Origin of the sequence: Methylobacterium sp. Leaf94, from assembly GCF_001426045.1 — a bacterium.
Lineage (GTDB): Bacteria > Pseudomonadota > Alphaproteobacteria > Rhizobiales > Beijerinckiaceae > Methylobacterium.
This window is the reverse complement of record NZ_LMRM01000009.1, coordinates 77,544-104,327: the sequence shown is the minus strand read 5'-3', so window position 1 is coordinate 104,327 and position 26,784 is coordinate 77,544. Positions and strand designations below refer to the sequence as shown.

Annotated in this window: 22 protein-coding genes and 2 pseudogenes; 14 read left to right on the top strand and 10 right to left on the bottom strand. The window is 68.4% G+C overall.

Annotated elements, in window-relative coordinates; translation table 11 throughout:
• From ASG63_RS26390 to ASG63_RS07230, 7 genes and pseudogenes are all read left to right on the top strand, one after another.
• Positions 1-178 (top strand): annotated as a pseudogene (locus ASG63_RS26390) (polysaccharide biosynthesis/export family protein); the annotation flags it as partial.
• A gap of 216 nt (positions 179-394) precedes the next feature.
• Positions 395-1,528, top strand: coding sequence for a branched-chain amino acid ABC transporter substrate-binding protein (locus ASG63_RS07255; protein WP_056213606.1), 1,134 nt, complete (start codon positions 395-397; stop codon positions 1,526-1,528).
• Between the two features lie 182 nt (positions 1,529-1,710).
• The gene (locus ASG63_RS07250) at positions 1,711-2,823 is read left to right on the top strand and encodes a TRAP transporter substrate-binding protein (protein ID WP_056213603.1); all 1,113 of its coding nucleotides are present in this window, start codon (positions 1,711-1,713) and stop codon (positions 2,821-2,823) included.
• 419 nt (positions 2,824-3,242) lie between these two features.
• On the top strand, positions 3,243-4,643 hold the full coding sequence (locus ASG63_RS07245; protein ID WP_056213601.1) for a deoxyribodipyrimidine photo-lyase: 1,401 nt from the start codon (positions 3,243-3,245) through the stop codon (positions 4,641-4,643).
• A 152-nt stretch (positions 4,644-4,795) separates the two neighbouring features.
• Positions 4,796-6,133, top strand: a complete 1,338-nt coding sequence (locus ASG63_RS07240; RefSeq protein WP_056213635.1) for a chloride channel protein — start codon at positions 4,796-4,798, stop codon at positions 6,131-6,133.
• Between the two features lie 59 nt (positions 6,134-6,192).
• Entirely contained in the window at positions 6,193-6,372 is a 180-nt protein-coding gene (locus ASG63_RS07235) for a DUF1328 domain-containing protein (RefSeq protein ID WP_056213599.1), read from the top strand.
• Between the two features lie 10 nt (positions 6,373-6,382).
• A complete protein-coding gene (locus ASG63_RS07230; protein WP_056213596.1) occupies positions 6,383-7,237 on the top strand; it encodes an SDR family oxidoreductase in 855 nt (284 codons plus the stop codon).
• Between the two features lie 342 nt (positions 7,238-7,579).
• Here the strand turns inward: ASG63_RS07230 and ASG63_RS07225 are convergent, their stop codons facing one another.
• The gene (locus ASG63_RS07225; protein WP_056213593.1) at positions 7,580-9,253 is read right to left on the bottom strand and encodes a lysine--tRNA ligase; all 1,674 of its coding nucleotides are present in this window, start codon (positions 9,251-9,253) and stop codon (positions 7,580-7,582) included.
• A gap of 561 nt (positions 9,254-9,814) precedes the next feature.
• Here ASG63_RS07225 and ASG63_RS07220 point away from each other — a divergent pair.
• On the top strand, positions 9,815-11,029 hold the full coding sequence (locus ASG63_RS07220) for an MFS transporter (protein ID WP_156394112.1): 1,215 nt from the start codon (positions 9,815-9,817) through the stop codon (positions 11,027-11,029).
• A gap of 7 nt (positions 11,030-11,036) precedes the next feature.
• On the opposite strand, the gene ASG63_RS07215 is transcribed toward ASG63_RS07220, so the two are convergent.
• Both ASG63_RS07215 and ASG63_RS07210 read right to left on the bottom strand, forming a co-directional pair.
• Positions 11,037-11,840 (bottom strand): glutathione S-transferase family protein, encoded by an 804-nt coding sequence (locus tag ASG63_RS07215; protein ID WP_056213591.1) that lies wholly within the window; start codon positions 11,838-11,840, stop codon positions 11,037-11,039.
• 93 nt (positions 11,841-11,933) lie between these two features.
• Positions 11,934-12,752, bottom strand: coding sequence for a transporter substrate-binding domain-containing protein (locus ASG63_RS07210; RefSeq protein WP_056213629.1), 819 nt, complete (start codon positions 12,750-12,752; stop codon positions 11,934-11,936).
• Positions 12,753-12,902: 150 nt separating this feature from the next.
• On the opposite strand from ASG63_RS07210, the gene ASG63_RS07205 reads away from it, so the two are divergent.
• From ASG63_RS07205 to ASG63_RS24030, 3 genes are read left to right on the top strand one after another with little or no spacing between them, the layout of a single operon-like run.
• A complete protein-coding gene (locus ASG63_RS07205) occupies positions 12,903-13,745 on the top strand; it encodes a hypothetical protein (RefSeq protein ID WP_056213588.1) in 843 nt (280 codons plus the stop codon).
• 41 nt (positions 13,746-13,786) lie between these two features.
• Positions 13,787-14,518, top strand: a complete 732-nt coding sequence (locus tag ASG63_RS25115; RefSeq protein ID WP_156394111.1) for a hypothetical protein — start codon at positions 13,787-13,789, stop codon at positions 14,516-14,518.
• Positions 14,518-15,681 carry a helix-turn-helix domain-containing protein gene (locus ASG63_RS24030; RefSeq protein ID WP_082559210.1) on the top strand — a complete coding sequence of 388 codons (1,164 nt, stop codon included), beginning with the start codon at positions 14,518-14,520 and terminating at the stop codon, positions 15,679-15,681. Before ASG63_RS25115 ends, ASG63_RS24030 begins: the two co-directional genes overlap by 1 nt.
• Before the next feature lie 431 nt (positions 15,682-16,112).
• Here the strand turns inward: ASG63_RS24030 and ASG63_RS07195 are convergent, their stop codons facing one another.
• Positions 16,113-16,346 carry a helix-turn-helix domain-containing protein gene (locus tag ASG63_RS07195; RefSeq protein ID WP_056213584.1) on the bottom strand — a complete coding sequence of 78 codons (234 nt, stop codon included), beginning with the start codon at positions 16,344-16,346 and terminating at the stop codon, positions 16,113-16,115.
• 113 nt (positions 16,347-16,459) lie between these two features.
• Here ASG63_RS07195 and ASG63_RS07190 point away from each other — a divergent pair, with 113 nt between their 5' ends.
• Both ASG63_RS07190 and ASG63_RS25110 read left to right on the top strand, forming a co-directional pair.
• The gene (locus ASG63_RS07190) at positions 16,460-17,431 is read left to right on the top strand and encodes an IS1595 family transposase (RefSeq protein WP_056213582.1); all 972 of its coding nucleotides are present in this window, start codon (positions 16,460-16,462) and stop codon (positions 17,429-17,431) included.
• 1 nt (position 17,432) lies between these two features.
• Complete coding sequence (locus ASG63_RS25110; RefSeq protein WP_156394110.1) at positions 17,433-17,879, top strand: hypothetical protein; 447 nt, start codon at positions 17,433-17,435, stop codon at positions 17,877-17,879.
• Here ASG63_RS25110 and ASG63_RS25105 read toward each other — a convergent pair.
• A complete protein-coding gene (locus ASG63_RS25105; RefSeq protein ID WP_156394109.1) occupies positions 17,876-18,346 on the bottom strand; it encodes a hypothetical protein in 471 nt (156 codons plus the stop codon). The two genes, ASG63_RS25110 and ASG63_RS25105, sit on opposite strands and share 4 nt — an antisense overlap.
• Positions 18,347-18,421: 75 nt before the next feature.
• Positions 18,422-19,594 carry a hypothetical protein gene (locus ASG63_RS25100; protein WP_156394108.1) on the bottom strand — a complete coding sequence of 391 codons (1,173 nt, stop codon included), beginning with the start codon at positions 19,592-19,594 and terminating at the stop codon, positions 18,422-18,424.
• A gap of 96 nt (positions 19,595-19,690) precedes the next feature.
• On the opposite strand from ASG63_RS25100, the pseudogene ASG63_RS07185 reads away from it, so the two are divergent.
• Positions 19,691-20,749 (top strand): annotated as a pseudogene (locus tag ASG63_RS07185) (glycosyltransferase family 2 protein); the annotation flags it as partial.
• A 24-nt stretch (positions 20,750-20,773) separates the two neighbouring features.
• On the opposite strand, the gene ASG63_RS07180 reads toward ASG63_RS07185, so the two are convergent.
• From ASG63_RS07180 to ASG63_RS07165, 4 genes are all read right to left on the bottom strand, one after another.
• The gene (locus ASG63_RS07180; RefSeq protein ID WP_056213578.1) at positions 20,774-21,658 is read right to left on the bottom strand and encodes a dihydrodipicolinate synthase family protein; all 885 of its coding nucleotides are present in this window, start codon (positions 21,656-21,658) and stop codon (positions 20,774-20,776) included.
• A 120-nt stretch (positions 21,659-21,778) separates the two neighbouring features.
• Positions 21,779-22,360, bottom strand: coding sequence for an SCO family protein (locus tag ASG63_RS07175; protein ID WP_056213577.1), 582 nt, complete (start codon positions 22,358-22,360; stop codon positions 21,779-21,781).
• 107 nt (positions 22,361-22,467) lie between these two features.
• Complete coding sequence (gene cysG, locus ASG63_RS07170; RefSeq protein ID WP_056213575.1) at positions 22,468-23,961, bottom strand: siroheme synthase CysG; 1,494 nt, start codon at positions 23,959-23,961, stop codon at positions 22,468-22,470.
• 39 nt (positions 23,962-24,000) lie between these two features.
• A complete protein-coding gene (locus ASG63_RS07165; RefSeq protein WP_056213625.1) occupies positions 24,001-26,673 on the bottom strand; it encodes a nitrate reductase in 2,673 nt (890 codons plus the stop codon).
• Between the last annotated feature and the right edge of the window lie 111 nt (positions 26,674-26,784).

The following is a 26,784-nucleotide window of genomic DNA, read 5'->3' as shown; positions in this document are numbered from 1 at the left end:
GATCAACATGCGCGACCCCAACAGCCTGTTCCTGACCCAGGCCTTCCGCATGCGCAACCGCGACCTCGTCTACGTCTCCAACGCCCCCTTCACCGAGGTCCAGAAGGTCCTCTCCGTCTTCTCCACCGTCACCGCACCGGTCACCGCCGGCGCCTCGGTCTACGCGACGGCCCGGTAAGGTGTGCGCCCCGATGCGGACGTGCCGCGTCTGCGACTCACGCCCGCGCCGAAGGTCCCCCTTGCGTTCTGGCGCGGCATCGCGCACGGGTCGCCCAGGCCCGAGCGATGCCGGGAGGCACCAGGCCGTGGACCCGGTGCACGCGCCGAACCTTGGCGGCTGGCCGATCCGCCTCTATCTGTAAGCGAGGTCGACCGAGGCGTGAGACGGGGCGGGATGAGGTTCAGACGCGCGGCCCGGCGCTTCGGGCGCGCCGGCGGCTTGGCTGGCAGCCTGGTCCTCGCCGCCGCGATCCTCGGCGCCGCACCGGCCCGGGCCGACGTGGTGATCGGCGTCGCCGTCCCGCGCTCGGGCGCCTACGTGGCCGTCGGCGAGCAGGTCCTGCGCGGGGTCCAGGCCGCGGCCCGCGATGCCAATGCCAAGGGCGGGCTCGACGGTCAGACCATCGTGCTCGACGTGCAGGACGATGCCTGCGATTCCAACAAGGCCGTGGCGGTGGCCAACCACTACGCGACCCAGGGCGTGCGCCTCGTGGTCGGCCACGTCTGCTCGAACGCATCGCTGGCGGCCTCCGAGGTCTACGCCGCCAACGGCACGGTGATGATCACTGCCGCCTCCGTGGCCGCCAAGCTCACCGATCGGGGTCTGCCGACGATCTTCCGGGTCTGCGGGCGCGACGACGATCAGGCCAAGCTCTCGGCCACCGTACTGGCCGAGCGGTTCCGCGAGAAGAAGATCGCCATCCTCAACGACCTGACGCCGGGTTCGCGCAACCTCGCCGCCGCCACGAAGGAAAACCTCAACCGGATCGGCATCAACGAGGCCATCGCCACCGCCTTCGCGGCGGGCGATGCCGATGATGCGGCCCTCGCCGACCGGCTGAAGGAGGCCGGGATCGCGGTGGCGTATTACGGCGGGGACGCCCGCGAGATGGGCCGCCTCGTGCGGATCTCCGCGGAGCGTGGCTTCAAGCCGCAATGGTTCGGGACCTCGGCCATCGCCACCCAGGAATTCGCCACCATCGCCGGGCCGGCCAGCAACGGCGTGCTGATGACCTTCTACCTCGATCCCCGCCGCAAGCCGGAGGCCGCTGCCGTGGTCGCGGCCTTCAAGGCCGAGGGGGTCGAGCCCGAAGGATCGACGATCTACGGCTACGCCGCCCTCCAGGCCCTCGTGGCGGCCGGCAATTTCGCGCACACGGCGGACTCGAAGCGGATCGCCGCCACCCTGCACGCGGAGCGCTTCGATCTCGTGCTCGGCCCGGTGGGGTTCGACGGCAAGGGGGACGTCACCGCTCAGGGCTATGTCCTCTACGTCTGGAACGACGGCGCCTTCACGTACGCCAAGTAACGGGCGCCCGATCGGGCGCAGCCCCCCTGGGCTTGCGCGCCGTCCGGTCCGCCGGCGCGGGGCCTCCGCCCGTTTCGGGATCGTTTCCGGCCCTTCGCCGTTCGTGAACGGCGGACCTTCGGGCCGCGGGTCGGCCGCGACGCGCCGCAACAGGACGATTCGAGATCTCTCAGCGAGGCGTCATGCCCCCATCCTCCGCGCGCCCGACCACCGGGCGCCGTGCTATCCTCTCCGCGGGCCTCGGTGGCGCGGCGACCCTCCTGGTACGCCCCGTCCGGGCCGAGGCGACGCCGGATCTGCGCTGGCGATTGGCCTGCGCCTTCCCCAAGAACCTCGACATCCTGTTCGGCGCGACCGACCAGCTCGCCCGCATCGTCGCGGAGGCCACCGACGGCCGTTTCCAGATCCAGCCCTCGGGGCCCGGCGAGCCGGTGCCCGCCGAGGGCCTCCTCGATGCCGTGGCCGCCGGCACCGTCGAGATGGGCTACGGACCGGCGACCCTGGGGCTCGCCAAGGATCCGACCTTCACCCTGGCCACCGCCCTGCCCTTCGGCCTGAACGCGCGCGGCCAGAGCGCCTGGTGGCTCCAGGGCGGTGCCGCCGACCTGTTCGGGGAGATCTTCGCCAGGCACGGGCTCGTCGCCCTGCCGGCCGGCAATACCGGCGCGCAGATGGGCGGCTGGTTCCGTCGCGAGATCAAGGCGCAGGCGGACCTCCAGGGCCTGAAGATGCGGATCGGCGGCCTCGGCGGGCAGGTTCTGGCCAAGCTCGGGGTGGTGCCGCAGGCCACCCCGGGACCGGACCTCTACGCCGCCCTCGAGGCCAAGGCGATCGACGCCGCCGAGTGGATCGGCCCCTACGACGACGAGAAACTCGGGCTGCAGAAGGTGGCCCCGACCTATCACTACCCCGGCTTCTGGGAGGGCGCCTCGACGCTGCATCTCTGGATCCAGGCCGAGGCCTGGAAGGGACTGCCCAAGAGCTACCGGGCAGTCCTCCAGGCGGCCGCCGCCCAGGTCCATGCCGACGTGCAGGCCAAGTACGATGCGCGCAACCCCCGCGCCCTGCGCCGCCTCGTGGCGGCCGGTGCGCAGCTGCGTCCGTTCCCGCAGGAGGTGATGGAGCTGGCCCTGAAGGCCGCCAACGACGTCTATGCCGAGATTGGCGCCAAGAACGCCGACTTCAGGCGCATCCACGAGGCGATGAAGACCTTCCGGAACGAGGAATACCTCTGGTTCCAGGTGGCGGAGTACACCTACGACAACTTCATGATCCGGGCCCGTGCGCGTGGCTAGGACGGTCGGGACAGAAAAAAGGCCGCTCCGAAGAGCGGCCCGAAGTCTAGGGAGGAAACGCCCAAGGAGGGCAGCGGGACTGCGACGCCATCGCGGTCCCGCAATGCACAATCTGATCCTCCCACGCGGAATTGCAAGGCGGATAGGGCAGTATCCGTGTCGCTTTTCGTGCTCCGGAACACATTGCCCGATTTCTGTATCCAAAATGACGCACCCGAGACGCTGCAAATTCTCATGACCCCGGGAGGGGGAAGACTCAAGTGAAGCGACATTAAAGGGCTGTTTGAATTCAGTTTTCGCACAGCCCTATGCCGCATTCTCCGGGGTCGATTCGGTCGGGGCGGCCCTTTCTGCCTGGGGCGTCCCGATGGGCGGCGGCCCGATCTTTCGTGACGAGCACCAGGAGGCGATGAGCGACGATGGCGATTCAGGCGGGACGGATTCGGATCCTGAAGGAGGCCGAGCCTCGGGCGGCGGGGCGCTACGTGCTCTACCTGCTGCAGCAGGCGAATCGGGCCCACGGGAATCCGGCGCTCGAGCTTGCGATCGAGGAGGCCAACCGGCTCGGCCTGCCGGTGCTCGCCGGCTTCGGGCTGCTCGACGGCAAGAACGGCTTTCCGGAAGCCAATGCCCGGCACTACGCCTTCCTGCTCCAGGGACTCGCCGATGCGGCGTCCGGTCTCGAGGCCCGTGGCATCGGCTTCTGCCTGCGCAAGGCCTCCCCCGCCCGGGTCGCCATCGATCTGGCCAGGGACGCCGCCCTCCTGGTCCTCGACCGGGGCTACCTCGCGATCCAGAAGCGCTGGTACGACGAGATCGTCGCGGCCGTCGATACCCGGATCGTGCAGGTGGAGGGGGACGTCGTGGTGCCGGTTGAGGTCACCTCGCCCAAGCACGAATACGCCGCCCGCACCCTGCGCCCGAAGCTGCACAAGCACCTCGACGACTACGTCGCGCCCCTGACCGCCCGGAGGGTGAAGCATCCGGCCGGGCGCGGCCTGCCGACATCGGAGGTCGACATCGCCGACCCGGCCAAGGTGCTGGCCGGCATGAGCCTCGACCGCGCGGTCGGACCGGTGCGGCGCTTCACCGGGGGTGAGACCGAGGCGCGCCGGCGCCTCAAGGCCTATCTCGGGGGCCCGTTCGCCGATTACGGCAGCGACCGCAACCGGCCGGAGGCCGGGGCGGCCTCCCACATGAGCCCCTACCTGCATTTCGGGCAGATCTCGCCGGTGGAGATCGTGCTGGCGGTTCGAGCCGCCAAGGCGGGCGGGGCCGAGGACAAGGCGTCCTACGTCGAGGAGGTCGTCATCCGCCGGGAACTGGCGATGAACCACGTCCACTACACGGAGGGCTACGACCGCTACGAGCGCGCCGTTCCCGAATGGGCCCGCAAGGTCCTGGCCGAACATGCCGACGACGCCCGGCCGAAGACCTATACCGAGACCGAGCTCGCGGAGGGACGGACGCACGACGTCTACTGGAACGCCGCCCAGGCCGAGATGCGCGAGACCGGCTACATGCACAATCACCTGCGCATGTACTGGGGCAAGAAGATCCTCGAATGGTCGCCCACCCCCGAGGAGGGCTTCGCCCGCACGCTGCGGCTCAACAACCGCTACTTCCTCGACGGACGCGACCCGAACTCCTTCACCAACGTCGCCTGGGTCTACGGCCTGCACGACCGGCCCTGGGCCCGTCGCAAGATCTTCGGGACGGTGCGCTACCAGAGCGAGAATTCCCTGCGGAAATTCGACGCCAAGGCCTATCTCCGGACCGTCGAAGACCTCTGCCGGGCGGAGGCGGAGGACAAGGCCTAGGGCCCCGCGGGGTACGCACCTTGCCTGAGCTCCTCCCGACCCCCCGCCCCTGACCCGCCCGAGCCCCGGATCGCATGCCCCGAACCCGTCCCGCCCAGGTGCTGCGCGTGAAGGTGCTGCGCGCCAAGGTCCGGTCCGGGGTGGCCCCGCGCATGCGGCGCCTGCGCGGGGCCACCCGCGACGCGTTCGGGCTGTGGCGCCACCGCCTCCTGTTCCTCGTCGGCGGCATCGGCGTCGGGCTCGCCGCCGTCCTGATGGCGGGTCTCGCCGATGCCGCCCAGGGCGCGTTCCGGCAGGTGCTCGGCGTCTCGCCCCTGGTGGCCCTCGCCCTGACGCCCTTCGGCTTCGCCCTCTGCGCCTGGCTCGCCCGCGAGGTCTTCCCGAACGCCCAGGGATCCGGCATCCCCCAGGTGATCGCGGCGCGCCAGACCGGCCATCTCGCCCTGCGCCGGGCCCTCGTCTCCCTCCGGGTCGCGGCGGGCAAGATCGTGGTGATGAGCCTCGGCCTGCTGTTCGGCGCCTCCACCGGGCGCGAGGGGCCGACGGTGCAGGTCGGGGCCGCGATCATGGCGGCCGCCGGCCACCTCACGCCGGAACGCGTGCCGGGGCTGATCCTCGCCGGCGGTGCGGCCGGGGTGGCGGCGGCATTCAACACGCCGCTCGCCGGCATCGTGTTCGGGATCGAGGAACTCGGCCGGGCCTACGAGGCCCGCACCGGCGGACTGATCGTCGCCGCCATCGTGGCGGCCGGGCTCACCGCCATGGCGCTCACCGGCAACTACACCTATTTCGGCACGTCGAGCGCCACCCTGCCGTTCGGGCCGGGCTGGATCGCCGTGCCGGTGATCGGGGCGCTGGGGGGGCTGGCCGGCGGCGGGTTCGCCCGTATCGTGATCCTGTTCGCCCGCGGCCTGCCCGGGCGTCTCGGGGCCGCCATCGCCGCCCGTCCCGTCGCCTTCGCGGCGGCCTGCGGCCTCGGGGTCGCCCTGTGCGGCCTCGCCTCGGGCGGAACGATCTACGGCACCGGCTACGAGGAGGCGCGCGCCCTCCTACACGGCACCGCGGCGTCCCATCCGGACTTCGCGCCCCTCAAGTTCGCCGCGTCGCTGCTCTCGGCGATCAGCGGCATTCCCGGCGGCCTGTTCGCGCCCTCCCTCAGCGTCGGGGCCGGCCTCGGCGCCGCCCTGCAGGGCTGGTTCTCCGGCGTGCCGGTGGCCGCCCTCGTGCTCCTCGGCATGGTCGCCTACCTGACGGGGGCCCTGCAGGCACCGATCACCGCCTTCGTCATCGTCACCGAGATGACCCAGGACCACGCCCTGATGATCCCCCTCATGGTGGCGGCGCTCATCGCCGACGCCGTCTCGAAGGCGGTCTGCCGCGAGGGGCTCTATCATGCCCTGGCACACATCCTCCTGGAGCGTGCCGGAACCGAGGCCCGCCCGGCCGGGCCGGCGCCCCCCGGACACGCCGCGCAAAACAGCCGAGCTTGAGCGGAACGCTTGCGTCCCCAGGTGGTTATCGGTCGGTTCCGCGAGCTGGAGTGTTGCGCATGACCCTGTTGAAATGGGCCCTCATCTGTTTCGTGATCTCCCTCATCGCGGGCGGCCTCGGCTTCACCGGAATCGCTTCGGGCGCCGGCTCCCTGGCCCGGATCCTGTTCGGCCTGTTCTTGGTTGTGGCCATCGTCATCGTGGTCGTCGCCTTCGCCATCGGGCAGGCGGTGTTCTAGGGCGGCGTCCGTGGCCGGCCGGATCGCCCTCGTCACCGGCGCCACCTCCGGGATCGGCACCGAGACAGCGCTCGGGCTGGCCCGGGCGGGGTTCCGGGTCGGGCTCGTGGGCCGGGATGCCGGCCGCACCGGCCGCACGGCCGAGCAGATCCGTGGAGCGGTGCCGGGAGCCCGGGTCGACGGCTTCGTCGCCGACCTGTCGAGCCAGGCCGAGATCCGCCGCCTCGCCGCGGAGGTCCGGGCGCTCTATCCGCGCCTCGACGTGCTGGTGAACAACGCCGGGGCGATCTTCGACCGCTACGCCACCACGACGGATGGCATCGAGCGGACCTGGGCGCTGGATCACCTCGCCTATCTCCAGCTCAGCCTCGCCCTCCTCGATCACCTGAAGGCTGGTGCGCCGGCCCGCATCGTCAACGTGGCCTCGACGGCGCATCGGCGTGGTCGCATCGCCTTCGACGATATCGGCCATGCGCGGCGCTACAGCGCGATCGCCGCCTATTCCCAGGCCAAACTCGGCAACGTGCTGTTCAGTGCGGCCCTGGCACGGCGGCTCGCAGGCACCGGCGTCACCAGCAACGCTCTCCATCCCGGCGTCATCGCCAGCGGCTTCGCGTCGGAGACCGGCGGTTGGTTCGGCCTCGGCTGGCGTCTGATCCGCCCGTTCATGACGAAGCCCGCGGACGGCGCGGCGACCTCCCTGTACCTCGCCACCGCGCCCGCGGTCGAAGGCCGCACGGGTCTCTATTTCGACCGGTGCGCGCCGGTGGAGCCCTCGGCCCGAGGTCGGGACACGGCGCTTCAGGAACGGGTCTGGGCCTTCAGCCTGGCACAGCTCGGCCTGGCGGATCCGACCGGCAGCTGACGACGAAGGCCGCCCTCACTCCCGACGACAGGGTGTCTGAAATCGTTTTCATGCACTGGGCGCATGCCCGCTCCCTCACTGAAGCAATTGCATGGTGCGGTGCGAGATGGCATCTGATCGCCATGCACCGCGGCGATGGCGTCGCCGCGGTGTGCCCTTCTTGGGCGTTTCCTCCCTAGACTTCGGGCCGCTCCCTCACCGGGGCGGCCTTTTTTTCTGTCCAGTGGAAGGGCGTTCTATCCGCCCCGGGACGCGCCGACAAGCACAATTGTGCGCAATCGCACCTCGAGACGCAGACATTATTCTGCGCCGCTCCCGGGAGAGGACGCAGGATCGTCCGCGTCAGGCGGCCGGGGCGTCCGCCAGGAAGGCGCCGGACAGGGCCTGGGCGATCAGCGCCCGCGTCTCGGCGACTCCGTAGAGGGCGATGAACGAGCCGAATCGTGGGCCGCGCGCCTCACCGAACAGCACGTTGTAGATCGTGGTGAACCAGGCCTGCGACACGCCGGGGCGCCCGTCCGGGCTCTTGGCCTTGCCGGACAGGTCCGGGAAGTGCCGGCGTCCGACCTCGTAGACCACCGCCTGCAGGCCCTCCGGATCGACGGAGCCCTCGTGCGCCGCGAGGGTCTGCGCGAGATCCTCCAGGGCCGCCCGCTCCGCCTCGGTGGCCGCCCGGTAGGTCTTGGCCGGGCGCACCAGGTCCCGGAAGTAGGCCAGCGCGTGGCCGACGAGGCGGGCGAGGACGGGGTGGGTCTCCGGCCCCACATCCGGGTCGTAGCGGCGGATGAAGCCCCACAGCACGGCCGGGTCCTCGGTGTTGGCCACCGCCGCGAGGTTGAGGAGCATGGCGAAGGTGAGGGCCCCCCCCTTGCCGACCGCCTCGGCCGCCGGCGGATGCCCGGCATGCAGGTGCCAGACCGGGTTGCCGAGCTTATGGGCCGGCTCCTGGCCCGGGAACTTCTCCAGGAAGCTCAGATAGTCGTCGACTTGGCGCGGGATCATCTCGACGAACAGGCGCTTGGCCTCGCGCGGCTTGTTGTACATAAACAGCGCCAGGCTGTCGGCCGTGCCGTAGACGAGCCACTCGTCGATCGAGAGGCCGTTGCCCTTCGACTTCGAGATCTTCTTGCCGTCCTTGTCGAGGAAGAGTTCGTAGTTGAACCCCTCCGGCGGTTCGCCGCCCAACGCCCTGGCGATCTCGCCGGAGAGCTTGACGGAATCGATCAGGTCCTTGCCGGCCATCTCGTAGTCGATGCCGAGGGCCACCCACCGCATCGCCCAGTCGGGCTTCCACTGCAGCTTGGCGTGCCCGCCGGTCACCGGAGTCTCGTACCCCTCGCCGGTCTTGGGGTCGCGCCAGACCAGGGTCCCGGCCGAGACCCGGACCTCGTCGATGGCCACCTGCATCACCTCCCCCGTCACCGGGTGGATGGGCAGGAACGGCGAGTAGCTCGCGGAGCGCTCGGCCCGCAGCGACGGCAGCATGATCGCCATCACGGCGTCGTAGCGCTCCAGCACCGTGAGGAGGGCCGTGTCGAACACGCCCGAACGGTAGCATTCGGTCGCCGAGCGGAACTCGTAGTCGAAGCCGAAGGCGTCGAGGAAGCGGCGCAACTCGGCGTTGTTGTGCGCGCCGAAGCTGTCATGGGTGCCGAACGGGTCCGGGACGCGGGTCAGGGGCTGGTTCAGGGCACCGATCAGCAGGGGCTTGTTCGGCACGTTGTCCGGCACCTTCCGCAGGCCGTCCATGTCGTCCGAGAAGGCGATCAGCCGGGTCGGCACGCTGTCGTTGGTGAGGACCCGGAAGGCGTGGCGCACCATCGAGGTCCGCGCGACCTCACCGAAGGTGCCGATATGCGGCAGGCCCGAGGGTCCGTAGCCGGTCTCGAAGAGAACTTCCGATTTCGGGCGGCGTTCCAGCCGCGCCACGAGCTTGCGCGCCTCCTCGAAGGGCCAGGCCGCGGCGGTGGCGGCCGCCGCGATGAGATCGGGGTCGGAGGGAAGCGGGGACGGCATGGGGACAGCGTCAGTTCTGCAAGGATGGGGGAACGGGAGATCGCGAAGGCCGGCACCGTAGGGAGGGCGACCCGGAGGGTCAACGCGGATCGATCGACTGGCATCCGGCCCTGTAAACGCGGTCGAAACCGTGTGCGGTCTGACGGCGCTCCGCCGGATTCCGGTCCCGAGCGTCTCATGCCGCGCCCGTGTCCCCTCGGGCTTGCCGTGCTGTCGCACCTGACGCCCTCCCCCCTCCCGGCCGGAGCTGCGTCGACGCGAACCTCGATGCCGGCAGCGGCATTCCGACGGACTCGAGACGGGCACCCGACGGCGGGCGCTGACGGCCGCGGTGGCGACAGGATCCCGCAGGTCCTGCGCCTTCGTTCCCGCCGGGCCGCGCAACGGCGGTGGCGGGCGCAGCGGCCGATGCACCGGCCGCGGGTCTGACGTGTTCCCGGCGCCGTCCGGCTTCACACCATCGCCGCGGGTGTCTGCGAGACACCGTCCCGTTCCGTTGCACGGCCCCGTCCGGCGCACCCGAAAGGCTCCATGTCGGTCCGCTCCATGCCCGCGCGCTCCATGTCTCCCCGTTCCCTGTCCGCACGCTCCGTCCCGGCGAGATCGAAGATCACGCGGGCCGCACCCGCCGCGCTTCGCGCGATCGCGCGGGCGGCCCGCCCCGCCGAGACGCGCGCCACCCGGCTCCTGTTCCTCATCGTCGGCTTCGGCGTCGCGGCCTGGGCGCCCCTGGTGCCCCTCGTGAAGGCGCGAGCGAGCCTCGATGACGGTACGCTGGGCCTGCTCCTCCTCTGCCTCGGCATCGGCTCCCTGGCCACCATGCCGGTGGCGGGCGCCCTGGCGGGTCGCTTCGGCACCCGCCCCGTGCTGGCGGTCGCCGTGTTCGTCACCGGAACGGCCCTGATGGTGCTCTCCCGCGCCGCCGGCCTGCCTGTCCTCGCCGCCGCCCTCACCGGCCTCGGCATCGGCCTCGGCCTGCTCGACTGCCTCATGAACCTTCAGGCGGTGACGGTGGAGCGCCGGGCGGAGCGCCCGATGATGTCGGGCTTCCACGGCCTCTACAGCCTCGGCTGCATCCTGGGGGCCGCCGGCTTCAGCGCGCTCCTGAGCCTCGGCCTGACGCCGGCGGCCGCGACCCTGGGGGTGGTCGCCGCCATCGCGGCCGCCTTCCTCGTGGCCCTGCCCGGCATCCTGCCGGCGGTGGCGGGGGGTCCCGGCGGCCCGGCCTTCGCCCTGCCGCGCGGCCCCGTGCTCGGCATCGGGCTCCTGTGCTTCGTGGTCTTCCTCACGGAGGGCTCGGCCCTCGACTGGAGCGGCGTCTTCCTGATCCAGGAGCGCGGCCTCGATCCGGCCCGGGCCGGCCTCGGCTACGCTGCCTTCTCGCTGACCATGACAGCGGGCCGCCTCACCGGCGACGCCCTCGTGCGCCGGATCGGCCGCCGCCGCATCGTCGTCCTGGGCGCGCTCCTCGCCGCCGCCGGGCTCGGCCTCGCGACGGCGGTGCCGCTCTGGCCGGCGACGCTCCTCGGCTACGCCCTGGTGGGGGCGGGCTGCGCCAACATCGTGCCGGTGCTGTTCACCGCCGCCGGCCGGCAGGAGACCGTGCCCGCCGCCCTCGCGATCCCGGCCGTGACCACGCTGGGCTATGCCGGGGTGCTCGCCGGCCCCGCCGCGATCGGGCTCCTCGCCCATGCCACCAGCCTGACCCTGGCCTTCCTCGCGGTGGCCGCCCTCCTGCTCGCGGTCGCGGCCGGTGCCGGGCGCCTGCGCCTCTGAGGGGCGATCACCCGGGGACGGGTTCGGCCAGGGGGGCCGGCCAGGAGAAGCGGACGTTGCCGTCGCGCAGGCCGGCGAGCACGACCTCGATGCCGCCCGACCGGATCATCCAGTCGAGGCGATGGTCGCGGTATTCGCGGCGGCGTCCGCCGGAAGTGTAGAGGTCGGGGGCCTCGGCCATCCGGGCGGCGGCCGCGTCGAACTCGGCGAAGGTCGCCGCCACCGCGGGGCGCGCACTCACCCGGGCGTGCCAGCGGGCGAGCGGGGTCCCCGGCGCCGGCCCGAGGCCGTAATGCACCGAGCGGTTGACCATCGGGGCCGCCGCCGCGTCGGCCCAGCCGAAGCCCGCACCGCCGAACCACGCGGCCGCGCCGAGGCGCTCCGACAGCCAGCCCTGGAGCACCGCCGTCTGCGCCGCCGCCTGGGCGCGCAGGTGCGCGGCGAGGTCTCCGGTGGCCCGGCGGAACCACAGCACCTCGCCGAACCCCCAGTTCACCGCCTCGTACTGGGTGTCGCAGACCTCCTCGGTGAGCCGTGCGAAGGCCCGCGCCGCGGGCTCGGCCGGCAGCAGGGGCGGCTCCGGCCAGCGCTCCTCGACGTATTCGAGGATCACCGTGGATTCGAACAGCGTCACGTCCCCGTCGAGGAGCACCGGCACCTCGGTGCGGGGATTGGCGGCCGCGAAGGGCCCCGCGTCCCGTCCCGTGCCGAAGCTCTCGGGAAGCTCCGCCGTGAACGGCACGCCCTTCTCGCGCAGCGCGATCTTGATCTTCTGGGCGTAGGACGAGAGCGGGTGCTCGTAGAGCAGCATGGTGGAAGGCTCCTCGGTGCGCGGGCTGCGGCCCGCCTCAACGCCCGGTCGCCTCGGGCAGAGGGCCGGGCTGCGGGATCGGCGCGCCGGTTCCTAGAACGGGCTCACCGGGAAGAACCGCAGGTACAGCTCGGCGTATTTCCCCTCGTCCCAGAGGCGCTGGAGCGCGTCGTCGAGCGCCCGCGACAGGGCCGGGTCGTCGGAGCGGGTGACGAGGCCGATGCCCTCGCCGAAGTAGCGGTTCTCGAGGTAGTCGCCGCCCGTGAAGGCGCAGCAGCCCGCGGCCTCGACGCCGCCGATCCAGAGGGCGAGGTTGAGGCCGTCGGCGAAGACGTAGTCGACCTCGCCCCGGCGCAGGGCGCCCTCGGCGGTGGCGAGGTCGGTGAAGTCCTTGGCGGCGGCCTTGGGGAAGAACGCCTTCAGATAGGCCGCGTGGGCGGTGCCGCCGACCACGCCGACGCTCCGATCCGCCAGGGCGGTCGCCGAGGGGGCGGGGAGGCCCTTGTCGGTGCGGGCGGCGAAGCGGGCCGGCCAGCGGAAATAGGGGCGCGTGGCGAGGAAGCGGGCGCGCAGGGCCGGCGTCAGGGGGATCGCCGCGGCGACCACGTCCCCCTGCCGTTCGGCCAGGGCGTCGAGGAGGGTGTCGAAGCGCCGGGCCTGAACCGTGCAGGTCATGGCCAGGCGCTCGCAGACCGCGCGGGCGAGCTCCACCACGAAGCCGGTGGGCGTGCCGTCGGGGCCGGCGAAGTGCAGGGGCGGGAAGTCGTCGTCGGTGAGGAAGCGGACCGTGCGCGCGCTCGGCTGGGTTTCCATGCGCTCCTGGCGGGCGCGCGGGTTCCAGAAGTTGGGGATCGTCACGCCCTCGGCACGGGCCGCCGGAGCGGAGCCGAGGCCGCACACGGCCGCCGCCAGTGCACAAGCCGCCGCCCGGCCCCGACGCCGCCTTGCCTTTCGGCCGGCAAACGCGGAAGTTGCAATCGTGGCGCGCGGGTTGCGCGTGGAAACGGACTGGCTCACGGCCCTCCCCTAGCACATCCACGGGCCGCCGGGAGGTCGTGCACGGTGTCGCTTCGCGGTTTCAGCACCCCCGACGGCCGGACCGCGCCCCTGCTGTCTGACCCCTTGCCGCCCGAACCCCTGCCGCCCGAGATCGCGTTCCTCGCGCGCCAGGGCTTCGACGCGGGCCGCCTGGCGCGGGCCGCCGCTCTGGCGCGGACCTGCGGCACCGATGCCGCCGCGGCCCTGATTCACGCCGACCTGATCACCGAGGAGGCCTATTACCGCGGCCTCGCCGCCGCCCTCGGCGTCCCGTTCCTGGCCGGCGACCTGCGCCTCGGCGAGGGCACCCGCTATCCCGACAGCCTCGTGGCCGGGGTCGCGCCCCTGATGGCCCCGGGGCCCGCCACGGTCCGCGCCCCCCGCGGGGCCGCCATCGCCGCGCTGCTGCGGACGGGTACGCGCGCGGCCATCACCACGCCGCGGGCCCTGCAGGCGGCGGCGTTCGCCGCCAACCCGGTGGGCATCGCGGCCGCCGCCGCCGATACGCTCCAGCGCCACCGGCCCGACTGGGCGCTGGGGGCGGACACGCAGGGGCCGCACCTCGCCATCGCGGGCCTCGTCCTCGGGGCCGTCGGCATCGCCGCGGCGTTCCTCCCCGCCCCCGTGCTGGTCGGCGCCTGGACCCTGATGCAGCTCGGCTTCCTCGTCATGGTCACGGTCCGCATCGCCGCCGTCAGCGTCGAGGCGGACCGGCCGCCCGAGGCGGCGCTGCCGGACACTGCCCTGCCGGTCTACACGGTGCTGGTGGCGCTGCACCGCGAGGCCCCGGTCGTGCCACGGCTCGTGGCGGCCCTGTCGCGCTTCGACTACCCGGTATTATGCAGCAACCTCACCCAAAAGCGTTGAGGTCGTTGGATAGCTAAGGCGCGTGGTGGCGACGGGCCTGGGTGTTGATTTTTTTCCGAGAAATGCTAGTTCTGTTGAAAGACGCGTTTTTCAACGGTGGTGAGATGGCCGAGGCCGAGAACCCTGCTCAATCATTGATTGATGAAGAATTTCCGATAGGGCTCCGGCCACTCGTTGCGCCTGCGCTGAAGCGCGCTTATCAAGCCGCCGACTCGCTGATCCTTCGTACCGAGTTTCTGGACAATCCGAGCGGGCGCTACCAGCGGGGCGACCTGATCTGCAAGGCGGCTGAGCACGAGTTTCGGCGGCTTATAGAGGCTGGAAGCCTGCCCTTTGAGCCGTCGTGGGATGACTACGCCTCACCGACGGGCAAGCATCTCGTGATGCGAGGGAAGCGCTCTCGCATCACCATCAATCAGGTCGATAAGCCGAACACCAAGCCCCGGCGAGCTGCCTTTCGGGTCAATTTCGGCGAGTCGAACATGGCCGATCTGTTTCCGGAGCAAAATCGAGCGATCCGAGAAGAAAACGAAAAGAAACATATCGTACTTTTACATGGACATCGAAATCTGACGTTCGCCACGCTGGGCCTTCCTCATCCCACTCGGGCTAAGTTGATATGGCGAACACCGAACCTTCTGCCCAAGGTTTTTGAGGTGGCTGACATACCTCCAGGCACCACTTCACCGGTGCCGCCTGAGGAGGGGCCGACTCAATCACCTGATCCCGAAGCCCTGGAAAACCTCCTGAGATTGATCCGCGATAACAGTTAATGCGCAACGTCGTCCGCTTCCCCGACCGAACTAACGGTTTCGTTCCGCAGCGCCTCACCGAAGCTCGGGTTGCGCTACAGGTCGCGCGCGCCGACTTGGCGCGACAGTTGGGTATAACTGGACAGGCGGTCGCCTATTATGAGGCGGGCGACCGGCGTCCCGACATGGACGTCTTGCTCAAGATCTCTAGCATCTTGAACCAACCTGTTTCGTTCTTTCTGAAGCCTACAAAGCCTATCGAAGGCGTGCGTGGTGCTCGTTACTTTAGAAGTGTTGGACCAAAGACCAACAAAATAAACCATGCTTTAGAAGCTAAGACAAAGTGGCTTTGGGAGTTTCTGCAATTTCTCTTGAGACACATCAAGCTTCCGACTCCGAACATTCCTCTGATAGAGGATGAGCTTCAAAGCGACATGTATGATTTAGACGCTATTGAGGCTATTGCTACTAGCGTTCGTCGCCATTGGAAGTTGGGTGATGGCCCGATAGCAAATATGATTGCCCTACTGGAAACTAACGGCGTTATTGTCTCGCGTTTTTCCATGGGCTCAGACAAAATTGATGCTTTCTCATGCTGGATCGAAGGCCGACCATATATTCTGCTTGGGTCGGATAAGTCGTCTTGCGCTCGGTCTCGTTTCGACGCAGCCCATGAGCTTGGCCATCTTGTGTTGCACAAGCACATATCTCAAGATGACATCGAAGACAAAACAATCCGAGATCGCATAGAAAAAGAGGCCAATTGGTTCGCGGGGTCCTTTCTATTGCCTCGCGGGTCCATTTTGGCGGAATTCTATTCTACAAGATCGTCTCATCTAATTGGTCTGAAGAAGCGCTGGCGGGTGTCTATGCAGGCGATTGCTCATCGCTGCAAGGATATCGGCGCGCTAGACGAAGGGCAGTATATCGCTTTTCGTAAAGTCTTGGCTGTGAAGGGCTGGCTTAAGACCGAGCCTTTAGACGGCGAGCTGCCGCTAGAGATGCCAGGGCTTCTTATCAAGGCTTGGGCTATGCTTGTGTCTAAGGGACTGATCCACGAAGAGGGCGCAGAGGAGTCTATAGGCTTCTCGCTAGATATGGTGCAGAGCCTCTGCGGCTACATTCCAGATCGTAATCTTGAGCAGTCTATTCCGCAGATCTCGCTGCTGAATAATAAGGGCTAGACTGTCAATATTTTGAGCAAAGGTACATGAAGAAGTTGCGGGCTTGCTCTCTGGCGTAGGTTCGAGCCGGGAGAGAAAGCAGTCGGGCCGACAATCCCCCTAGGAAGGGAATGCCGGCCCGGCCAGGACCACACAGCGCTAAGTCGATCCGACTTGGAAGAACCCCGCGATGCAAGGCGTCACAGCTTTAGAGTCGCATCTTCGGGGCTATCTTTCAAGCCGGACGGCATCCCTCAAACCGATTTCGGTAAAGGATACGTCATGCCCGCAGAGTTCCCCTGTGACCACGTCACGGCTTGCCACATCTTGCACGCCGTCCTTGTGAACCGTTGGAGCCAGCAGAAGGCTTCTCACTACTTCTGTGTGAACGGCGGCACGGTCTCTAAGATCGTGCGCGGCCTCTCGCACTTCGGAGCCTCCCCGCTCCCGTTCTAAGCAGTCGCGCCGGGGTTACCCTCCACGGTGATCCCGGCCGGTTCGTCCGAGAACGTCACGCCAGCCTCTTCAAACGCTCGCCGCATCGCCAGCAGGTTGTTGGCGATCGGCTTTCGCAAGCCATTCTCAAACTGACGGATCGTGCTCAGACCGATGTTGGCGCGGGCAGACAGGTCTTGCTGCGACCAGTTCAACCACGCTCGGGCGGCACGGCATTGCTCAGGGCTCATTGCCATTGAGAGCTAAGGCAGGCGTCTTTTTGCGTCAAGGGCAATTCAAAGCGTTGACATAGCTCTTTTCAACCCATAGAACTCACCTCAACGCAAAACGTTGAGGTTGACCCGTGGCCCAGCACTTTCTTCTCTCAAAAGCGGCCCGCACCCTCAACCTCTCCAAGGTCGCCCGCATGTCGGACGATGAGGCGTGGTCCACCTTTAAGGCGATCCGCTGGGAGGCTACCGAGGGCGCCCCGTTCTGCCCCCGCTGTGGCTGCCTCAAGCACTCGTTCATCGCCACCCGTAAGCTCTTCAAGTGCGCCGGCTGCCGTCACCAGTACAGCGTCACCAGCGGCACCATCTTCGCTTCGCGCAAGCTCCCGATCCGAGACCACCTTCTCGCCATCGCGATCTTCGCCAACGGCGCAAAGGGCCACTCTGCCCTCCAACTCTCCCGCGACCTCGACTGCCAGTACCGCACGGCCTTCGTGATGGCTCACAAGCTCCGCGAGGCTGTCGCCGCCGAGTCGGCTGATACGACCCTTGAGGGCAACGTTGAGGTGGATGGCGCCTACTTCGGTGGCCACGTTCGTCCCGAGAACATGAAGGCGGATCGGCGCGACCGTCGCCTTGCCGAGAACCAGACCGGCAAGCGCCGCGTCGTCGTCGTGATCCGTGAGACCAAGGGCAAGGCTCTCACCTTCGCCTTCCGTTCTGAGGCCGAGTCCGTGCCGACCATCGTTGAGCGCGTCGCCCCCGGCAGCGTTGTTCACGCCGATGAGGCTAAGGGCTGGGATCGTCTCCACGCCTCGTTCAAGACTCACCGCATCAATCACCAGCAGGCGTACAGCGCTGACGGCGCCTGCACCAACCAAGCCGAGTCGTTCTTCTCCCGCCTTCGCCGCGCCGAGATGGGCGTGCATCACCACGTCGCCGGCCCCTACCTCGCCGCCTACGCTGGCGAGATGGCTTGGCGTGAGAACCATCGCCGCGTCAGCAACGGTGAGCAGTATGCCCTCATCACGGGCGCCGCGCTCACGCACGCCCCGTCGAAAGTCTGGAAGGGCTACTGGCAGCGTCACACGGCGAAGGTGGCCTGAGATGGCCCTGCCTCAGATCGTCAACACCCTCACTGCCAAGCGGGATGAGATCGAAGCGCATATCATGGTGCTGCGTGACCAGCTTCGGGCGGCAGAGAGCGATCTGTCGGCGGTGACGGCTGTTCTCTCACTCTACGAGCTATCGCCCACCACTCAGACGCGCTTCCCAGCCTACGCGCACCTTAACAGGTTGTTCGCCTATGGAGAGATGTTTGGACTGTGTAAGCGAGCCATTGCGGAAGCTGGTAGACCGCTGACGACACGTGAGATTGCTCTGGCCGTCATACGCGCGAAGGGGTGGGACGATAAGGACGCAATGCTACGCAAGGCGGTTGCATATAGGCTAATTCAAAGCCTCAGCCAAGCCGCTGTTCAAGGGCGGATTAGGGATGCTGGAAAACGAGCTAACGTGCGAGTGTGGAAATTAGCGGATACAGATGAAATCTAAGTAGATTTTTTTTGAACATTTTCCTGTAGCTGCTTTACAAGATCAGAGCGAAGATCAAGCACCTTCCCAAGGTTTTCCGCCCACTGTCCGATATCTTTTGCGTCAACAAATGTCTGCACATCCTTATTAAATTTTACCACTTCATTTTGATAACTTGAAATCAGAGCATTTTCTTCTTTCCCAAATAGACGCTTGATACTCTCTGCATCTTGGATCTGAGACAGCAGTACAGTCTTAAATTTTTCTTTGGCCTTTGTGAGGTCTTGCGACTTATTTACGGCGATTATGAATGTGTTCAGAGCATCTACGATTTCTGAACTGTTGGCATCAAACTTCTGAACCTTGTCAATCTTGATCTGATTGACCTGGGTAACGGATTGGTACTCGTAGGAAAGACGTGCGCTATAGACGCTTACGCCAGCAGAAATTAGGCTCGTAATTACAGCGGCCGTAAGAGCATGACTCAAGAACCCACTTGATTTAGGCGCTTGGACCTCAGTGGGTCTCTCGGAGACTGATGGCTCAGTCGGCATCGTCAAACTCTAATTCCCATTTCGTGGGCGCGCACTGGGCAATATTCCACGCCCGCCCGTTGACCGAGCAGCATCGCATATTGCCATGGTTTTGTCCATCGGAACCATGTCGTAAATTCTTTTCACCGCTTCTGAAACTCGTGAAGTGCAACGAGGGTCTGCGTTTGGCGATGAATTCATAATCACCATCTTCTTGATTTCTTGCTGCATCTGCTCAGCGCCATGGACTTGAGATAATTGGATATAAGAGCTTGCTAGGGCAACGATTACAAAGGAAACAATACTTTGGCTTATGTATCTCGTAAACCCTTCTGAGTGAATATCCGACTCTTGTAGGCAGGTATATTGTAGCGGAGGCTCGCGTAATAGTATGTCTACAATATCGTTTGGGTTAAGACCGGCCTCGCCCAAATCTAAAGAAATGCATGCCGCTGCCGCTAGGCGTGATAAATTGCTGAGGAATGCGGCGTCAGAGTCTCTGAAGCTATCTTGATTATAAACCGTTGATACGTAGTTATCACCCGAAACAAATGAGCCGAACGCTAGGGCGCAAACCTCAAGCTTCAGAGATTTCTCCAGTAGCGTAAATGCGTGCTGATTTCTCAGGCTCTCCGATAACTTTGTAGAGATCGTATTTTCTCGAAAAGACCCTATCCACTCTACTGATCTGGCTGGAATAAAAGTATTCCCATACTTCTCAGGTGCGAAACCCTTGACCCTGCGCCGGTTGCCGATCTGGCCAATCAGTATCTTCCCCATTCTGACGGGGCTTGGCAAAACAACAATATCATAATGTTTAGCTGTATTAAAAAAGTTTATTATTGACATTCTAGCACGCCCGCGACCTTGCGCAGTCGCGTCGGCAAAATCCTCTAAATTAATTTCGTATTCTTCGTCGGGGCCATACTCGGATATAAAGTTCTTTATACCTTGAGAATGAGCAATTCTTGGTCCCCAGTCATCTACATCTGAAAGATCGCCGTCGGGCAGAACCAATCCTGGGGTATCAAGGAACGCTATGCCTTGTTCTTCAAAATTATCTAGAAACTGATACCCTTCTCCAGGGAACAATCTCCATACTTTTTGAGTGTCTGGGATCGTTGGTGCGTTCAAGTCGATTTGGATCATTTTATCGCCAATCTTTCCTTGCTTTGTATCAAGCGTAGGAAAGAACTGAGTCAAGGCGTGTTCAAACCATGATACGCGCATAGCACCAGTAAGGCTGGATCAATAAAATTGCTCTCAACGCTTTTGGGTGAGGTTGCTGCATAATACCGCGACTACCCGGCGGCCAAGCTCGACATCAAGCTGGTGATCGAGGCCGACGACCGCGAGACCGACGCGGCCCTGGCGACGGCGGCGCTTCCGGCCCGGTTCGAGATCGTCCGGGTGCCGGCGGGCCTGCCCCGGACCAAGCCGCGCGCCCTCAACGCCGCCCTGCCCCTGGCCCGCGGGGCCTGCCTCGTGGTCTACGACGCCGAGGACGTGCCCGACCCGGGTCAGCTCCGCGCGGCGGCCACCCGCTTCGCCCGCGCCTCCCGCATCACGGCCTGCCTCCAGGGCCGCCTCGTCATCGACAACATGGACGACGGACGCCTGACGCGCTGCTTCGCCATCGAGTACGCCGCCCTCTTCGACGTCCTGATCCCGGCCCTCGCCTCCTGGCGCGTGCCGATTCCCCTCGGGGGCACCTCGACGCATTTCCGCACCGGCGTCCTGCGCGAACTCCACGGCTGGGACGCGTGGAACGTCACCGAGGATGCCGACCTCGGCATCCGCCTGGCGCGGGCGGGCTACCGCGTGGGCGACCTGCGCAGCGACACCCTGGAGGAGGCGCCGCGCGCGGTCCGGCCCTGGCTGCACCAGCGCACCCGCTGGATGAAGGGATTCCTGCAGACCAGCCTCACCCACGCCCGCGCCCCCCGCCGGACGCTTCGGCAGCTGGGCCCCCTCGGCACCCTCTGCGCCGTCGCCCTGGTGCCCGGGACGGTGATCTCCGCCCTCGCCTACCCGTTCCTGATGGGCCGGGCGGCCTACGACTTCGCGGCCTTCGCGTGGAACGGGTCCCCGGCCCCGGGGGGGTTCTGGGCGAACCTCCCCACCGGCGCCTCCGTCACCCTGTTCGTCGCCGGATTGCTCGCCATGCTGCTGCCGGCGGCCCTCGGCTGCGTCCGGCGCGGCTGGTTCGACCTCCTGACCACCGTGCCGGGGATGCCGGTCTACTTCCTGCTCATCAGCCTCGCCGCCTGGTCGGGGCTGTACGAGCTCGTCCGCGCACCGAACCGCTGGAACAAGACCGAGCACGGCCTCGCCCGCACCTCCCGCACCGGCGCGCTGCGCCCGCAGTGAGGGCGGTCCGGCTCAGCCGAGCTCCAGCGCCGCGAGGGTGTCGGCCACCCGCCGGCGCGCCTCCCCCTCCAGCGGCAGGATCGGCCGCGGCGGCGCCGCGCGGCAGAGGCCGAGAAGATCGGCGCAGGCATAGATCACCCGCAGGCTCGAATAGGTCCGGAACAGGTCCCAGAGCGGCGCGAGCCGGGCGTTCAGGCGCTGCGCCTCGTCGGTGTCGCCGGCCTCGACGGCCCGGACGATCGCCAGGGCGGGCCGCGGGAACAGCCCGGCGACGACGCTGTACCAGGCCTCGCCCCCCGCCAGCAGGGCCGCGAGCGCGTTCCAGTCGCCGCTATAGCCAAGGGAGAACCCGGCCGGCACCACCGCGCGCAGCGCGCCGAGATGCTCCGCCGCCCCGCCCGGCTCCGGCGCCGGGCTCTTGATCGCGACGATGCCCGGAACCCGGGCGAGGCGGCCGACGAGGGCCGGGGTGAACCGGAAATGGGTGGTGCCCGGATTGTCGTAGAGGCAGAGCGGCAGGCCGGATTCCCGCGCTACCGTCTCGCAATGCACGAAGACCTCATCCTCGGTGAGCGGCGTGTAGGACATCGCCGCCAGGAGCCCGCCCTCGGCCCCGGCGCCCTTGGCGTCCTGGGCCATCCGCACCGCCTCGTCGGTGCGCAGGGCGCCGACCCCGACGAGGACCGGTACGCGGCCCGCCACCGCCGCGACGGCGGCCTCCACGGCCCGGCGGCGCTGGTGGCGCGCCAGGAACGGATAGGTGCCGGTACTGCCCAGCAGGCCGATCGAGCCGACCCCGGCCGCGACCAGGGGCTGCAGGAGAGCCTGCAAGGCGCCGAGGTCCACCTGGCCGTCGGCGTTCGAGGGTGTGATCGGGAAGGCCGACAGGACGGTCATGGTCGCTCCGGGGCGGACGCTTCGGGGAGGCACCGGCCCCCGCCGTCGTCAGGGCCGACGGCCCGGCGCCCCGCGGCGCCACGCGATCCTGACAGCCTCGTGCCTACAGCACCTGTGTACCTAAAGCATCTTGGCGAGCTCGGCCGCCGCCTCCTGGGGCGGGCGGGCGAGATTGAGCGCGTTGAGGAAGCGGTTCTGGCCGTTCATCACGTAGACCAGGGCGGTGTGCTCCATCGTGTAGTCGCCGTCCTTGGTCGGCACCTTGCGGACATAGGCCCGGTAGGCCTTCACCGCCGCGCTCACCTCCTCCGGCGAGCCGGTCAGGCCGACGATGCGCGGGTCGAAGCTCGCCAGGTAGGTCTTCAGGGCCGTGGGCGTGTCGCGCTCGGGATCGACGGCGATGAACAGGGCGCGCACGTCCTGGCCCTTCGGTCCGAGGGCCTGGAGCACGTCGCCGATCTGCTGCAGCGTGGTCGGGCACACGTCGGGGCAGTGGGTGAAGCCGAAGAACACGAGATGTGTCCGGCCCGCGTAATCGCGCTCGGTGACGCGCTGCCCGTCCTGGTTGGTCAGGATGAAGGGGCCGCCGACACTGCTCGTCCCGCCCTCCTGGGTCTTGGGCGCCAGCACCACGAAGGCCGCGACGCAGAGCCCCACGAGGCCGATCGCGAAGGCGAGGAGGGGCAGGAGCGTGCGACGCATGGGAACGGCCTTGCGATCCAGGGATGTGGCGGCTTCAGACCACAGGCGCCGCCCCCGGGCAATCCACCAAACCGTCGCCACCAAACCGTCGCCCGGCTGGGCCTGCCTCAGATGGCGAGCTTGTCCGGCTCGATCGCGGCGATCGCCGCCTCGGCGTCCCCGCGGCGCAGGGCGTCGCCCACCATGAGAAGCGCCGGACCGTCGAGGCCGGCGGCCTCGACCCGGGTCGCGAGATCCTGGGCCGTGCCCTCCACCACCTGCTGGTTCGGGCGGGTGGCGTTGAAGACGAGAAGGGCCGGAGTCGCGGGGGCGAGGCCCTCGGCGATCGCCCGCTCCAGCAGCACCCCGAGGGTCTTCTTGGGCATGTAGACCACGGTGGTGACGCTCGGATCGGCCAGCGCGCCCCAGTTCAGGTCCTCGGGCAGGGCCCCGCGCCGGTCGTGACCGGTGACGTATTGCAGCCGTCGCGCCGCGTCGCGGTGGGTGAGCGAGACGCAGAGCGAGGCCGCCGCCCCTTGCGCCGCGGAGACGCCCGGCACCACGCTGACGGGAATGCCGGCGGCCCGGCAGGCATCGATCTCCTCACCGGCCCGGCCGAACACCAGGGGGTCGCCGGATTTCAGGCGCACCACTTGCTTGCCGGACTTGGCGAGCTGCACCATCAGCGCGTTGATGTCGTCCTGCCGGCAGGACGGGCCGTGCCCGGTCTTGCCCACCAGCATGGTGCGGGCCTCGCGGCGGGCATAGTCGAGGATCTCCGGCGCCACGAGATCGTCGTACAGGATGACGTCGGCGTTGCGCAAAGCGCGTAGGGCCTTGAGGGTGAGGAGCTCGGCGTCCCCCGGGCCGGCGCCGACGAGGGTCACGGCCCCGCCCTTCGGCGCGGCCTCGGTCTGCCCCAGGAGCTCGGCGAGGTCCCGGTCCGTCGGCACCCGGTCGGGCTCCGCGAAGGCCCGATCCGTGAAACGCTCCCAGAAGGCGCGGCGGTCCGAGAAGCCGTGGAAGCGGCTCGTGACCTCCTCGCGCCAGTCGCGGGCGGCGCCGATCCAGGCCTTGAACCCGCGCGGCAGCATGCCCTCGATCCGGGCCCGCACGGTCTGGCCGAAGACCGGGGCGGCGCCCTCTGTCGAGATGCCCACCACCATGGGCGAGCGGTTGACGATGGCGCCGAACTTCACGTCGCAGAGATGCGGCCGGTCGACCGCGTTGACGATGGCGCCGGTCGCCCGGGCGGCGGCCACGAAGGCGATACAGTCGTCCTCGTCCTCCATGGCGCCGATGCAGAAGGCGGACCCCGCAAGGTCGTCGGCGTGCCACTGGCGCTCGTGCAGGGTGACGGAGCCCGCGACGATCTCGCCCGGCACCGCGCGCAGCTCGTCGCTGGGCTCGGGCGCATAGACGTCCACGTGGGCCCCGGCGGCGGCGAGCAGCTTCACCTTCCAGGGCGCACCGCCATTGGAGCCGGCCAGCACCGCGCGTTTGCCCTGCAGCGGCACGAAGACCGGCAGGACGGCCAAGGGCTCCAGGCCGGCCGGGGCTCCGCCGCGCGTTGATTCGGTGCCGGCGGGCCGGGTTTCACGGGGGATGCGGGGCGTGCTCATGAGGCTCGGAGATGGGTGTCGATTCGGCCGAAAGTGAGCCTATGCGGCGTTGCGCGCAAGCGCCTCGGGCAGCAGCTTGCGGATCTCGGGGATGCACGAGCCGCAATTCGTGCCGGCCTTGCAGGCGGCGCCCACCGCCTCGACGGTGCCGGCCCCCGCGGCGATGGCCCCCGTGATGACGTCGAGGCCGACCCCGTGGCAGGCACAGACGGTGGGACCGGCCGAGGCCGTCTCGGCGCGGCCCGTCAGGAGGGCGCGTCGGGCCGAGGGCGCGGGCTCCGGGTCCGCGAACAGCGCCTTGGCCTCGTCCCAGCCCGGGCGGGCCTCGGCGGGGCCCAGCGCCAGGCAGGCGACGAGGCGGCCGGCCTCGTAGACGGCGCAGCGGTAGCGTCCGCGGGCGTGGTCGGCGTATTCGGCGAGCTCGTGGCCCTGGAACAGGCCGCGCATCATCAGCGCCACGGCGCGGGAGCTCTCCTGCGTGGCGAATTGCAGCCCCGAGCCGCCGGCGATCGTGGCCCGCGCCCACCACCAGCCCCCCGGCAGGGTGTGCTCGCCGCGGGTCAGCAGGAAGCCCCGGTTGCGATAGAGCACCGGCGCGAGGCCGACCGGGGTCGCCTTCAGCTCGGGCTGGCCCGAGACCGGATCGGGCACGCCGCGCACCAGGGCGCCGACGCGGGCATCCGAGGCGGTGGCGGCGCTCCAGTGGAAGGCGGCGAACAGGTCGCCCGGCCGCACCGCGTCGGTGACCATCGCCTCCAGGGTCGCGCTGCCGTGCGGCGTGCTGAGGCGGGCGAGGTCCCCGTCCTTCAGGCCGAGGGCGGCGGCATCGTCCGGGTGGATCTCCACGAAGGGCACCGCGCGGTGGGCCGAGAGGCGCGGGCTCTTTCCCGTCCGCGTCATCGTGTGCCAGTGGTCGCGGACCCGGCCGGTGTTGAGGACGAGGGGATAGGCCTCGCTCACGCCTTCGGCGAGCGTCGGGGTCTGCACGGCCACGAAGCGGGCGCGCTTGTCGAAGGTGTAGAACTGGCCGTCGGCGAAGAGCCGGGCGCGCGCCTTGCCGCGCTTCGGCAGCGGCCATTGCAGCGGGGCGGTCGTGGCGTAGGCTGCGTCGGCCAGGTCGCTGACGGCCCCGAGGTCGAAGTCGCGGGTGCCGTTGTTCTCGAAGGCCGAGAGGCCGGCGTGCTCCCGGAAGATCGCGGCGGTGCCCGAATAGGCGAAAGCCTCGCCGTGGCCGAGGCGCTTGGCGACGTCGCAGATGATCTGCCAGTCGGCCCGGGCCTCGCCGGGCGGTGTCAGGAAGCTGCGCTGGCGCGAGATCCGGCGCTCGGAATTCGTCACCGTGCCGTCCTTCTCGCCCCAGGCCAGGGCCGGGAGCAGCACGGTCCGGCGTCCCGTCGCCCGGGCGCTGTCGCTGTCGGCCACCGCCTCCGAGACGACGTAGAGGTCGAGGGCCTTCAGGCTCGCGCGGATGCGGTCGGCGCGGGGCATCGACACGATCGGGTTGGTGCCCATCACCCAGAGGGCCTTGATCTTGCCGCGCTCGATCGCCTCGAACAGGGCGACCGCCTTCATGCCCTCGCCCGTGATGATGTTGGGCGCCGACCAGAAGCGGCGGACCCGGTCCACCTCCTCGGGGGTGAAGTGCATGTGGGCGGCCAGCATGTTGGCCAGGCCCCCGACCTCGCGCCCGCCCATGGCGTTGGGCTGGCCGGTGAGGGAGAACGGCCCCGCGCCGGGCAGGCCGATGCGGCCGGTGGCGAGGTGGCAGTTGATGATCGCGTTGCCCTTGTCGGTGCCCTGCGCCGACTGGTTCACCCCCTGCGAGAAGGCGGTGACGACGCGCTTCGTCCGCGCGAAGAGCTCGAAGAACCGGGCCACGTCGGCTTCCGACAGGCCCGTGGCGGCGGCGGTGGCGGGAATCGTCGGCGCGATGGCGCGCGCCCGCTCCAGGGCGCCGTCGAAGCCGCTCGTGTGGTCGAGGACGAAGCGGTAGTCCAGGGAGCCGGTGCTGGCGAGGTGCACCAGCAGGCCGGAGAACAGGGCCGTGTCGGTGCCGGCCTTCAGGCCGAGGAAGAGGTCGGCCTCCGCACCGGTCTGGGTGCGGCGGGGGTCGATCACCACCAGCTTGGTGCCGCGTTTCGCCCGCGCGTCGATCATGCGGCGGAACAGGATCGGGTGGCACCAGGCGGTGTTCGAGCCCACCAGGACGATGAGGTCGGCCTCCTCCAGGTCCTCGTAGCAGCCCGGCACGGTGTCCGAGCCGAAGGCGCGCCGGTGGGCGGCCACCGCGCTCGACATGCACAGGCGCGAGTTGGTGTCGACGTGCGGGGTACCGAGGAAGCCCTTCGCGAGCTTGTTGGCGACGTAGTAGTCCTCGGTCAGCAACTGGCCCGAGAGGTAGAACGCGATCGCGTCCGGCCCGTGCTCTTCGGCGATCCGGCGCAGGGACCCCGCCACGGTGCCGAGCGCCGATTCCCAGCTCGCCCGGACGCCGTCCACCTGCGGGTGGAGCAGGCGGTTGTCGAGGGAGAGCGTCTCGCCCAGCGCCGAGCCCTTGGAGCAGAGCCGGCCGAAATTGGCCGGGTGCGCGGTGTCGCCGGCGATGCCCGCGCCGCCCTGCCCGTCCGGCGTGGCGACCACCCCGCAGCCGACGCCGCAATAGGGGCAGGTGGTCTTGACGGAGGTGGGCGGTGCCTGGACGTGCGCGGTCATGGCGGAATCCTCGGCGGAGAGCGGGGTCGTGGCGTGGAGCAAGGGTCGGGGGGCGCGGGGCGGGGCCTCGTCCACCCCCTCCGCGGCCGTCCTCCCGCGAGGGGGAGGGGC